Raw genomic sequence first — 12331 nt, forward strand, 5'->3', positions numbered from 1 at the left:
GCCGTCGTGTTCGGCGGCCGACGCTGACACCTACTCCTCCTTCATTTCTTTCGTGGCCCACTCGTTGGCGAAGTGTTCCATCTGCCTGAGGACCAAGTTGATGGCCTCCGGCGCCTGGTCCGGCGGGTAGTCGCGGCGGGCCAGGAGACGCTTGATGGCGCTGCGCAGGCGGGCACGGACGGGTTCGCGGGCGATCCAGTCCGGTTTCAGCTTGCTTCGGACCTCCGCGACCAGCTCACGGGCAACCCCGGCCAGTACGTCGTCGCCCATGACCGACCGCGCCGTGCCGTGGTCGGCCAGAGCGTCGTAGAAGGCGAGCTCGCGCCAGTCCAGCGGCGGCTCGAACTTCTCGCCGCGGCCGGCGTCGTCCATGACCTGCTTCGCCATGTCGACCAGCTGGGCGATGATCTCGGCGCTCGTGTACTGCTGCCGCGTGTAGCGGGTCATCAGGTCCTGGAGCCGCTCGGAGAACGTGGTCCGCCGGACGATGTTGTGCCGTGTGACCTCGCGCATCTTCCGTTCGACGAGCCGCCTCAGGGCCTCCGCCGCCAGGTGCGGTGTCTCACCGCTCTGCATCCGCTCCACGAGCGCGTCGTTCAGATGAGTCAGCTCGGCGGTCTCCAGACCTGCCTCCGCGAACAGATCGGTCACCCCGCTGGTCTCGACCACCGAGGACGTCAGCTGCGCGAGGTACAGCTCGACGTCCCGGGCGACGGGCAGGCCGCGGGCCTCGCGGTCCATCGCGTCGTACTTCGCCATGTACGCCCGTACCTCTACGAAGTACTGGATGTCGCGCCGCCAGGACGGGTGGTCGGGGAAGCGCTCGCCGATGTTCCTGGCTCCGGCGCACAGGGCGTGGAAGCGTTCCAGGCGATGGGCGTGCTCGCGGAAGCGACGGCCGAGTGTCTGACGGGGGTCGTCCAGCCGGTCGGGGTCGTTGCCCGCCGTTCGCGGGTCCCGCAGGAAGTTCGCGGCCTTGATCGCGGCGTCGATGAACGCGGTCCGCGACGGCATCTCCAGCCGTGTGCGCCAGTCGAAGCCGCGCAGGATGCCGGTGAGGATGTCGTACTCGTTGCGCAGCTCGTCCAACGCCCTGCCGAGGTCCTGACCGAGGGTGCGGTCCTCCTGGTCGGCCTCGGTGTACTCGGCGATGGCGCGCTGAAGGTTCTCGGTCAGCGGCGCGTACCCGACGAGGAGGCCCTCCTCCTTGGCCCTGAAACGACGGTTGACTCGGGCCAGCGCCTGCATCAGGCTGGCCCCCTTCAGCGGCCGGTCCAGGTACATCGTGTGCACCGGAGGGGCATCGAATCCGGTCAGCAGCATGTTGTTGACGATGAGTAGTTCGAGTTCGTCGTCGGGGTCCTTGGCCCGGTTGATGACCGCCTTGCGCCGGCTGTCGCTGAGGGCATGAGCCAGGAGATGGGCCGGGTCCTTGCGCGAGTTGGAGGAGAAGACGATCTTCATGGCCCCCGTGTCGACCTCGTCGCTGTGCCATTCGGGCCGCAGCTCGCGCAGTGCGTCATAGACGCGTACGCAGATCTCCCGGGTCGCGCACACCACCATCGCCTTGCCCGCCGCACCGCCTGTCTCCGAGACGCCGACGAACGGCCGCATCCGTTCCCGCCGGCCCTCCCAGTGCGCGACGAGGTCCGCGGCGAGCTCCCGCACACGGGCGGGAGCTCCGTACATCGCGTTCATCGTCGCCACGGCCTGCTCGACCCGGCGGCGCTCGGTGTCGTCCAGGCCGTCGGTGATGCGGTCGGCCTCCTCGTCGATCGAGGCCGGGTCGGCGTCCACGCCCAGCACCAGCTGAATGACGCGGCTCTCGTGGAACACCTTGACGGTTGCTCCGTCGTCGGCGGCCCGTTTGAGGTCGTAGACGTCGACGTAGTCGCCGAACACCTCGCGGGTGTTGCGGTCGGCCGCGGAGACCGGAGTGCCGGTGAAGGCCAGCAGCGTGGCGTGCGGAAGAGCGTCGCGCAGGTGGCGGGCGTATCCGTCGAGGGAGTCGTAGTGGCTGCGGTGCGCCTCGTCCACGACGACCACGATGTTGCGGCGGTCGGACAGCAATGGGTGGTCCGCGCCGGATTCCTTCTCCTCCTTGGTCCGGCCGAACTTCTGGAGCGTGGTGAAGAGGATGCCGCCGACTCGCTTGGCCGCCAGCTCCGCGCGCAGCTCGGCCCGGCTGAGAACCTGCTGAGGCGTCTCCGGGAGGACCTCACTCTCCAGGAACGTGGAGTACAGCTGGTCATCGAGATCCGTACGGTCGGTGATGACGACGACCGTCGGATTCAGCAGCGCCGGGTCCTTCATCACCATGGTGGTGGTCAGGACCATCTCCTCCGACTTGCCCGACCCCTGGGTGTGCCAGACGACACCGGCCCTGCCGTCGCTCGCCGAAGCCTCCCGGACGGCCGCCGCCGCGCGGGTCACCGCGTGGAACTGGTGGGGCTTCGCGATGCGCTTCATCCGTTTGGAGGGAACGAAGTTGACGAAGGACCGGATGAGGGAGAGGAAGCGTGGCCGGGTGAACAGCCCGTGCACAGCGAGGTTCTGGCCCGAGTCGGCTATCCCTTCCGCGTCGAGCGGGTCGACGCGGGCCCCGGTCTCGTCCGTGTTCCACGGCGCGAAGTGCTCGTACGGGGTGAAGGGCGTGCCGTACTTCGCGGTGATGCCGTCGGAGAGCAGGACGACCGCGTTGTAGCGGAAGGCGGTCGGGAACTCCTCGACGTACCGGGTGATCTGCGAGTGGGCGGTCTGGAGGGTGGCGTCCTCGTCGCCGGCGCGCTTCAGCTCCAGGACCGCGAGGGGCAGCCCGTTGACGTAGAGGACGACGTCGAAGCGGCGGTTCCTCTCGCCGTCGATGACGGTGACCTGGCTGACCGCGCGGTAGACGTTCGCGTCGGCGTCCTCCAGGTCCACGAGGCGGACGGTCGGGCTGTGCTCGGCGCCGAACGCGTCCACGTAGGTGAGGGAGCGGATGCCGGTGGTGAGGTGACCGTGTGCGGTGCGGTTCTCCTCATAGGTGTCCTGCGACGACGGGGCCGCGGCGGCGACGACGGCGTCCTGGACGGCGGCCGTGGGCAGACCGGGGTTGAGCCGCTCGACCGCCTCGGTGAGATCCGGATACAGGATCAGGTCGTCCCAGGACCTGCGGTGGCCCGAGCCGGGGGCGAACTCGTGGCCGGGGGTGTGCCGCCAGGCGAGTCTGCCCAGTTCGTCCAGGGCGAGCAGCTCCCAGTCGGACTCGTGGGGGCGGTGGTTGCGTCCGTCGTCGCCGCCGGCCGTCATACGTGGTCCTCCACCATCTGCTCGGCGTCCTTGACGCGGAGCCGCCCGGACATGAGCGGCGGAAGGAGGGTCTCACGCAGCGCGGTCAGCGTCCGGGACTCCTTCAGCGCCAGGGTCAGGCGGCTGCGCACGGGGGTGATGTGACGCAGGTAGCGCTCCATGAGTGCGACCGGGGGGATGGAGAGCTGGGCTCCGACGATGACCTTGGCGTTCATGTTCGCCTGCACCGAGCCCCCGCGTACGCTCTCCGCGTAGTCGGCGTACGCCCGCGACTTCAGGAACCCCCATACGAAGTACGAGTGGGCGAGCGAGGCCGTCCTGAGCCGTACCAGGTACGAGGCGAAGACGGAATCGGCGGGCTCCTCGACGATCGCGGACTTTCCGGGGTCGGCCATGCGAGCCACCAGGACATCGCCCACGGACAGCCGGTACCTCTCCAGGTCGCGTTCGCTGATCTCGCAGTGCGGCACGTCGTCCCAGGTGATCCAGTTCCTCTTGTTGATGTCCTTGACCCGCAGGAATCTCGGGCCCGCCGGTTCCGGCGTGCTGCTGGCGGTGTAGCCGTACTGCGTCGAGCAGAGGTCCGACAGGTACCCGGGGGTCCAGTCGCTTCCCGAAGCCCGAGCGGCCGTGACACCGAACTCGGAGGCGAACAGGGCGTGTGACAGCTCATCGGCCTTGGCCGCGATGCGCTCGTTGACGGCGATCTTCTCGTCCAGCACCCCGAGCACTTCCGCGATGGCGTGCTGGTCCCGCAGCCGGGGAACATCCACCGTCATCTGCCGCAGATGCGTGGGCCCGAAGTGCTTCATCACACTGCCGACGCCCATGGCCTCGATCTGCCGCTTGAACGACGGGGCGAGCAGCATGTACTGGATGAAGTCGGCGTCGACCGCGGAGTTCTTGGGGCGGAACCTGATGATCCCCGTGTACGCGACCGCGCCCACCGCCGAATCATCGACCGTGGCGACCTCCCCGAGGGACGCCGAGGTGCTGAGCAGGACATCCCCCTTCCGGAGCCGGAAGTGGTCCCACCGCTTCGTGACCTTCTCCGGGTCCAGGTAATTGCATCCGGCCAGCAAAGAGGCGTTACGTTTCAGGCCCGCGAGACGCAGGAGGGGAACGCCTTCGGGGTGAAAGTCCACGGCCATGATCCCGGGGCCCTCCTGGAAGTCCAGAACGTCCTGGAGAGGAACTGTTTCCCACTCAGACATCGACCCTCCCCAGCTGTTCCCGGAAGACCTTCTCCAGTTCCGCCGACTTGTCGAAGAGCCCGTACAGCTCCTCGGTCAGGCCGTTGATCCGCGCGGCCATCGCCTCCCCGTCCTCCTCCTCCGCTTCGACGGCCCCCACGTACCGTCCGGGCGTCAGCGCGTACGCGTGCGCGCGGACCGTCGCCAGATCGGCGGAAAGACAGAACCCCGGCTCGTCCGCGTACGACAGCCCCGCCTCGCGCGCCGACGCCGTGCCGCGCCAGGCGTGGTACGTCCCGGCGATCTTGGCGAGGTCGGCCTCGGTCAGCACGCGCTCCGTACGGTCGGCCATCGCGCCCATGTCCCGGGCGTCGATGAACAGGATCTCGCCCCGTCTGTCGTCCAGGCGCTCGGCCCCCTGCGGGGACTTGTCCTTGGCCAGGAACCACAGGCAGGCCGGGATCTGCGTCGTCCGGAAGAGCTGGGCCGGCAGCGCGACCATGCACGCCACGAGGTCCGCCTCCACCATCGTCTGCCTGATCTCGCCCTCGCCACTGGACTGGGAACTCATCGAGCCGTTCGCCAGCACGATGCCGGCCGTTCCCCGCTCTCCCAGCTTGGAAACCATGTGCTGGAGCCAGGCGTAGTTGGCGTTGTTCTTCGGCGGGACGCCGTACCTCCACCGCACGTCGCTCTCGTCCCGCGCCCAGTCCTTGATGTTGAAGGGCGGGTTGGCCATCACGAAGTCGGCCTTGAGGTCGGCGTGTTTGTCCTCGGCGAAGGTGTCGCCCCAGCGGGGGGCAAGGTTGCCGTCGATGCCGTGGATGGCAAGGTTCATCTTGGCCAGCCGCCAGGTGCGCTCGTTGAGCTCCTGCCCGTAGACCGCGATGTCGGCCTTGTGACCGCGTCCCCGGTGCGCCTCGATGAACTTGCCGGCCTGGACGAACATGCCGCCCGAACCGCACGCCGGGTCGTACACCCTGCCCTCGTACGGTTCGAGAATGTCCACGATGAGCTGGACGACGGACCGGGGTGTGTAGAACTCGCCGCCCCGCTTGCCCTCCGCGCGCGCGAAGTTGCCGAGGAAGTACTCGTACACCTCGCCCAGCACGTCCTGCGCCGGCGTGTCCTCGGTACCGCCGAAGCGGGCGTCGCTGATGAGGTCGACCAACTCGGCCAGGCGCTTCTGATCGATGCTGTCGCGGTTGAAGATCTTCGGCAGAACGCCCTTGAGCGGCGGGTTCTCCGCCATGACCGCGTCCATCGCGTCGTCCAGCAGCTTGCCGACGCCCTGGCTCTTGGCGTTCGCCGCGATCCACGACCAGCGGGCGGTCTCCGGGACCCAGAAGACATGGGCGCCGGTGTACTCGTCGCGGTCCTCCAGGAAGTCGTCCATCCGTTCCTCGGTGATGCCGTCGTCGGCGAGCTCCGTGGCCAGCTCGCCGCGGCGCTCGTCGAAGGCGTCGGAGACGTACTTCAGGAAGATCAGGCCGAGGACGAACTCCTTGTACTGCGCGGCGTCGATCGAGCCGCGCAGCTTGTCAGCGGCCTTCCAGAGGATCGCCTGGATCTCCTTGGCGGTGGAGGCGCTGAACAGCTCCGCCTGGTCGGTGGGCCTTCTCGCAGCGGTAGCCATCGGGCAGACCGTCTCCTTCAGTCGTCGGTTCCCGGAAGGCCGGGCAGGTTCTGGATGGTCAAGGTGCCGTCGGTGAGGCCGGCGGCTGTGATGCGGGTCAGGTCGTCGAGGGCGGCGGACTGCTCGCGCAGCAGCGTCGCCCGGAGCTCGATCTCGTCGAGCGCGGCGTCGTATCGTTCCGTCTCCTCGCGCCCCAGGTCCGGGATGTCCAGGTCCTCGATGCCGCGGGAGGCCCGTACGGCGCCGCTGGTACGCGTGTGCTCGGCGGCCGCCGCTTGCAGCAGCGCGGCCAGCACCCGTGGTCGGACCCGCGGATCGCCGTCGGGGCGGACGCGCAGTATGCGGGCCGGGGCGGCGACCACCGACAGGCCCTCGGTGTCGACGTGGACGCCGAAGCGGGGGCTGGTGGTGACGACGACGTCGCCGGGCTCGGTGAATTGGGCGTGCTCGTACGCCGTGAGGAGTAGACCGCGGTCGATCCGGCGGCTGCCGAGCCGCGCCGTGCCGAGGATCTCGTCCGGGCCGAGCACCGCGTAGTGGCCGTCGGCCGTGAGGTGCTCGGGCGCGATGCGGTGGCCGGGACGGCGGCGCAGGCGGCGTTCCTCCAGAAGGCGTCGGACCGTGGTGCGCCGCACCGGCTGGTCCTCCGGTCGCAGCACGGCCTGGATGCGCGTCGCCGCGCGCAGGTCGACGTGCGGGCGGGACTGTCGCTGGAGGTCGGCCAGGCGCTGCTCGAGGTCGCTGATACGGGCGGGGCGTTCGACGACGGCACGGGCGTAGCGGGCCTCGTAGGGGCGCCGGCTCGCGGTGAAGGCGGCGCCCGGGTGGTCGTCGAGCTCCTTCGCGGGGACGATCACGCCGTGGCGGGGATCGTGTCGCCGGTCCCCGCGCCATCCGGACGCGCGCCAGATGGCGATGTCCTCGGCGAGCGTGTCGAGCACCGGCTGCGTGAGCGGCCGCGCGGACAGGTCGGCAAGCAGGACCCGGCCCACGCGCTCCTCCTGCGGGGTGCGGGAGAGAACCCACACCGCGGTGCGGTAGCCGGGCCGGTACGGCATAGCGCCGTCGGGCAGGCTGACGACAGCCTTCAGCAGGCCCTCGCCGAGGAAGGAGCGACGCAGCCGGTCGGCCTCGCCGTGCTGGCGCAGCGGACGTACGAGGACATCGGCCGGTCCGAGGACGACTGCGGTGGAGCCGGCTTCGAGGTAGTCGGTGAGCGCCTGCACCTGCTCGAGGACGGCCTCCGGCCTACGGGTCTCCGCGGCCTCGTACGGAAGGGCGCAGACCAGCAGGTCCGGGTATCCCCACTCATCGACGGAGGCCGACAGGTCCGCGCCCTCCACGGCGTCGAGGTTGAACTCGTACACCCCCCGGACGAGCATCCGGCGGCGTACGAGGCGGACGCGGGCCGGGTCGGGGTCGGCGGCGAGATAGGTGTGGCCGGAGTCTTCGGCGGCCCGGTCATGCAGAGCGGCGAGGAGGTCGCCGGCACGCGCGTGCGGGGTGACGACGACGGACTCCTCTCGAAGGGTGTCGATGCCGGAAAGGGCGGCGAGGGCTCGGACGACCACCGGGGCGGGTTGGTCGACGGCCAGATCATGCGAGCCGAGACGCTGCCGCGCCTCCAGGACCCAGTCGAAGGCCTCGGCCGGGGTGTAGGCGGCCTCGATCAGCTCGTCCGCGAGCACGGCGAGGGTCGGGCCGGTGGTATCCGGGGCGGCTACGGCGCGCAGCTCGGCCAGCAGGAACTGGTCCTCGGCATCCAGCTCGGCGGCTTTGGCGACCAGGGCGTCCCAGTCCTGACCGGCGACCGGAGCGTCGTACTGCTGGCGCACGCAGAGCAGCGCGGTCAGCGCGCCCACCAGGACGGACGCCGGAAGGGTGGGGGTCCGCCAGGCGGCGAGGGTGTGCAGGGCGAGCTCGGCGCGGAGGTGGCGGGGGTCCGCATTGCCTCGGCCCGTGTCCGTCAGCCAGTCGACGACGGCGCGGGCGTCGAACACGGGACGGCCGTCCTCGTGGGCGATCGGCGCCGGGAAGTCCGGGTGACGACGGCTCCAGGTAGTGGGAACGGGCCGCTTCACCTGTGCGAGGGAGGCGATTTCGGTGTATGTGATCCGCCAGGCCGGCTCCTCGGGCACGACGAGCGCTGCTGCCCCACGCGCACTGGTCACGAGCCCCGCCCCCTCTGAATACAGACCTTGCTCTCTTCGTCCTGCGGGCCGATCGGATCGCTTGGACTCCGGTTCGGCGGCAGGTGCCAAAACCTTACAGCGAGAGTTCGGGGCGCCTGTCAGTCGCTCTGGTAACCGGGGTTATCACCCTTCTCCAATCGCCACAAGCTGTTGGGGCTCAGTGTGGTGCCGCACTGCCCCGCCATGGCCCGCCCAGGAGCAGTCCGCCCCCAGGACCCAGCGATCACCGTCGAAATGGAGAAACCCAATGAGCACTCACGCCGACCCACTCATCGACGGTGCGTCCCGGATGAGCGCCTACGAAGGGCAGGTATGGCACACGCTCAATGACCACTGGCAGCGCCGGGACAACCGCCGTGGTCTGCCGAACTGGGCGAGCGCCGCGATCGGTCGCACGGGTGAGGTCGCGGGAAACGCCGTGAGACGGGCTACGAACGCCGTGCCGGAGGTGGTGACGGAACCGATCCGTCGCGCGAGTGGGGCGATTGCCGACAAGGCCGTACAGCCGGCACTCACAGCCGCGGCGGCGATGCTCGAACTGATCAATGACTGGGCCATGGAACTCAACGACCCGAAGAACGTCGAGAAGCTCGCCCGCAAGCGCGGTCTGGACATCGGCAGCTTCTCCGACCTGCGAGGGCAGGACCTCAAGGTGTGCGACCAACTGCTGACCTCCAACACCCTCAAGTGGCGGACCGCCGGCGCGTTCGAGGGCGGCGCCATGGGCCTGCTGGCCATGGTCCCCGTCGCCGGCATACCCGTCGCTCTGACAGCTGACATCCTCGTCATTCAGGTCTTGAGCACGTCGATCGCGTCGCGCATCGCGTACTCCTACGGTTACGACGCCAAAGACCCTGGTGAGCAGGTTTTCATCCAACGCCTGGTACAGCGGTCCTTCATGGCACAGGCGGCCAAAGTCAAGCCGTTGCGTGACACCGCTCATGCGGCGGGCGCGGTCAAGGGACGCCTACGGTGGTCGGACAACCTCCGCAAGGACCACCGTCTCCTGGCCGCGCTGGAGAAGTTGATGCGACAGCTGGGTCCAGCGGGCACCAGGGTGCCCGTAAAGAACGTCGCCAAGGTCGTGCCGTTCGTGGGTGTTCTCATCGGCGCGGGCATGAATTCCTCGGTCCTCGGCAACGTGGCTGCCGACGCCCGGCGCTACTGCCAGACCCGGTTCCTGTGCGAGAAGTACGGGCTGCCGCTACCGGCTGCGCTGGCGGCCGACCGGCACGACGCCACGTAGGTGACGGCCGCTGGGCCCGGGGCGAGCAGCCATATCTGGTGCGAGTTCCAAGACCGATAACCCCGGTTACCAGCCTCTTGCATCTCGCGTCGCCCTTCCTCTTCCTAATGTTCCGTTGGCGAGCAGCGCGGCAGAAATTGCACCGCAGCGCCCCGCTCGCGTCATCCACGGACTCGATGCCCAGGGGGGCACCTCATGACGGAACAGCGAGAACAGAACGCGCACGTCCCCGAAGACACCGCTCGCAAGGAGCGGAACGACCGGCGCGGAACCGTGGCCGACCACGTGCGCAGGCGCCTTGAGCGGTCGCCTCTCGGTGAGCCCGTGAAGCTGCTCCTGTGGACGGCTCTGGGCGCCGGCGAGACCCGAAGCCCTTCCACCATCGGCCGGACCTACATCGAGTCGGTCGCCGTCACCCGCTTCCGCGGCATCGGACCGCGTGCCTGGCTCAAGCTGAGCCCCCGACCCGGCGTGAACCTGGTCGTGGGCCGCAACGGATCCGGCAAGTCCAGCATTGCCGAGGGCATCGAGACTGCCTTCACTGGCGTCAACATGCGCTGGCAGGGGCAGCACGCCACGCGCAGCAGCAACTGGCGCAACCTCCACGACACCGTCGGCAGGCCGGAGATCGAGGTCAAGCTGGCCATCGAAGGAGACGCCGGCCGCAGTACCCTCACCCGCACCTGGGAAGGCGACGGATTCGAAGACTCCCGGGCAGAGCTGAAGCGGCCGGGCTACGGCCGCGCAAGTCTCGACCAGGTGGACTGGAAACAGGACTTGCAGGACTTCCGGCCCTTCCTGTCGTACGTCGATCTCAACCGCATGATCAGCGGCAAGCCCTCCGAGATGTACGACGCCATCGCCACCATCCTCGGTCTGGGCCGGCTCAGCGCCGCCGACAGCCGGCTCCGCAGGGAAGCCAAGGTGTTCGAGGACGCGGACAAGGCGGCGAAGGCGGAGCTGCCGGGCCTGAAGGAGGCCCTGTACGAGCTGGAGGACGACGATCGCGCGATCCAGGCGCTCGTAGCCCTCGACACAGCCGGAACCCCTGACTTCGAAGCCCTGGATGCCTTGGTCACCGGTCTGCCCGGCGACACGGACGACAACCTGATCGCCCGGCTGCGTGCCGAGGCAGTGGTACAGGAACCGGATGTGGCCCAGGTCCGCACCGCTGTGGAGCGTCTACGCCAGGCTCTCGCCGGCATCGAAGACCTGCACGGCACCGATACCGAGGAAGCCATGCGGCGTGCGGAACTGCTCGAACGCGCCGTGGCGCACCACGACCGCCACCCCGACGAGGCATCCTGCTCCGTGTGCGGGAGCGCCGGGATGCTGGACGCGGCGTGGGCGGCGGATGCCATCGCCCAGATCGCCGCACTGCGGCAGGAGGCGGAGGCAGCCACCTGCGCGCGCGACGAACTCCGGCTGGCCGCGCGAGCCGTGCAGGATCTCGTTCACACGCCTCGGCGAATCCCCACCTCCCTCACCGACCCGTGGACCGCCTGGACCACCTGCCGGTCGATCAGCGATCCGGACGAACTCGCCCGACGCGCCCTCCATGCCGCCGTGACCCTGGCCGATGCCTGTGCCTCGGTCAGGCAGCGTGCCGTACAGGAGTTGGAGAAGCGGGACGAGCGCTGGCGCGGGCTCGTCGTCCGCCTGGCGGCCTGGGCGGAGAAGGCGCAGGCCGTGGAGGCGAACAGGTCTCGGCTGAGGGACATCAAGAGAGCGAGCACCTGGATCAAGGCACTGGCCACCGAGCTTCGGGAACAGCGCATGGAAGGCTTCGCCGACCATTCGCAGCGGATCTGGGAGCGGCTCCGCCAGGAGAGCAACATCGACCTCAAGGCCGTGAGCCTGAAGGGCAGCGAGAAGGCCACTGTCCGCAAGCTCGTCATGGATGTCTCCGTCGACGGCCAGGAGGCCTCTGCTCTCGGCGTCATGAGCCAGGGCGAGCAGCACTCCCTGGCACTGTCCCTGTTCCTGCCCCGGGCCGCCACCACCGACAGCCCGTTCGGCTTCATCATCATCGACGACCCCGTGCAGTCCATGGACCCCGCCAAGGTCAACGGACTCGCCCAGGTCCTGCACGAACTGGGCGAACACCGACAGGTCGTTGTGTTCACCCACGACACCCGACTCCAGCGGGCGTTCAGCAGTCAGGGCCTGCCCGTGACGGTGTTCGAGGTCGAGCGGGCCAAGTCGTCCAAGGTGAAGGTCAAGCCGGTGACCGACCCGGTACGGCAGGCGCTCGACGATGCGCGGGCCCTCGCCAGTACCAGTGACCTGCCGACGGCGGCACGGACCCACGTGCTGCCCAGCCTGTGCCGTATCGCCCTGGAGAACGCCTTCCTTGAGGCCGCCTGGATCCGGAACCACCGCGCCGGCGCGCCCGAGCACGTACTGCAGGCGGCCATTGGCGAAGCGGACAAGCTCCTGAAGGTCGCAGCGCTGGCCTTGTTCGGCGACGCCGAACGGACCGGCGATGTCTACCAGGAACTGCGCACCCTTTGCGGGCCGCGTGCGGTGGAACTCCTCAAGCAGTGCCAGAACGGCGCCCACGCCGCCGGGGCTCAGATCATGGCCCCCCACCGATTCGTCGACGACATCGAGACCATGGCGCAGAAGGTGCGCAGGCCGGAGGTGACCGCGTCGTGAGTACCTCCACTGCCTCTGCCGAGGAACTCCTTCTGATCGCAGATCGGTTGCTCGTCGCCCGCCTGGGTGCCACACCCGCTGGTCGCAGACGCGGGGCCTCACTCGCTCTGCGAAC

At 69.0% G+C, this 12331-nt stretch carries 6 protein-coding genes; 2 read left to right on the top strand and 4 right to left on the bottom strand.

The window, feature by feature from the left end; all coding sequences use genetic code 11:
- Positions 1-30: 30 nt before the first annotated feature.
- The 4 genes from P8A18_RS13465 to P8A18_RS13480 are packed head-to-tail and all read right to left on the bottom strand — an operon-like array spanning position 31 to position 8291.
- On the bottom strand, positions 31-3291 hold the full coding sequence (locus P8A18_RS13465; RefSeq protein WP_306054513.1) for a type I restriction endonuclease subunit R: 3261 nt from the start codon (positions 3289-3291) through the stop codon (positions 31-33).
- The gene (locus P8A18_RS13470) at positions 3288-4505 is read right to left on the bottom strand and encodes a restriction endonuclease subunit S (RefSeq protein WP_306054515.1); all 1218 of its coding nucleotides are present in this window, start codon (positions 4503-4505) and stop codon (positions 3288-3290) included. The genes P8A18_RS13465 and P8A18_RS13470 overlap by 4 nt, the downstream gene beginning before the upstream one ends.
- Positions 4498-6120: a class I SAM-dependent DNA methyltransferase gene (locus P8A18_RS13475; RefSeq protein ID WP_306054517.1), complete on the bottom strand. Its 1623-nt coding sequence runs from the start codon at positions 6118-6120 to the stop codon at positions 4498-4500. The genes P8A18_RS13470 and P8A18_RS13475 overlap by 8 nt, the downstream gene beginning before the upstream one ends.
- A gap of 17 nt (positions 6121-6137) precedes the next feature.
- On the bottom strand, positions 6138-8291 hold the full coding sequence (locus tag P8A18_RS13480; RefSeq protein ID WP_306054519.1) for a DNA methyltransferase family protein: 2154 nt from the start codon (positions 8289-8291) through the stop codon (positions 6138-6140).
- Positions 8292-8559: 268 nt separating this feature from the next.
- Between P8A18_RS13480 and P8A18_RS13485 the strand changes: the two genes are divergently transcribed.
- Complete coding sequence (locus P8A18_RS13485; protein ID WP_306054520.1) at positions 8560-9558, top strand: EcsC family protein; 999 nt, start codon at positions 8560-8562, stop codon at positions 9556-9558.
- Positions 9559-9753: 195 nt separating this feature from the next.
- Positions 9754-12216 carry an AAA family ATPase gene (locus P8A18_RS13490; protein WP_306054522.1) on the top strand — a complete coding sequence of 821 codons (2463 nt, stop codon included), beginning with the start codon at positions 9754-9756 and terminating at the stop codon, positions 12214-12216.
- Positions 12217-12331: the final 115 nt, after the last annotated feature.

The sequence above is a fragment of the Streptomyces sp. Mut1 genome (assembly GCF_030719295.1).
GTDB classification, from domain to species: domain Bacteria; phylum Actinomycetota; class Actinomycetes; order Streptomycetales; family Streptomycetaceae; genus Streptomyces; species Streptomyces castrisilvae.

Coding starts and splice junctions, on each gene's coding strand:
- P8A18_RS13485 (WP_306054520.1), top strand. CDS start 8,560: ATGAGCACTCACGCCGACCCACTCATCGACGGTGCGTCCCGGATGAGC.
- P8A18_RS13470 (WP_306054515.1), bottom strand. CDS start 4,505: ATGTCTGAGTGGGAAACAGTTCCTCTCCAGGACGTTCTGGACTTCCAG.
- P8A18_RS13465 (WP_306054513.1), bottom strand. CDS start 3,291: ATGACGGCCGGCGGCGACGACGGACGCAACCACCGCCCCCACGAGTCC.
- P8A18_RS13475 (WP_306054517.1), bottom strand. CDS start 6,120: ATGGCTACCGCTGCGAGAAGGCCCACCGACCAGGCGGAGCTGTTCAGC.
- P8A18_RS13490 (WP_306054522.1), top strand. CDS start 9,754: ATGACGGAACAGCGAGAACAGAACGCGCACGTCCCCGAAGACACCGCT.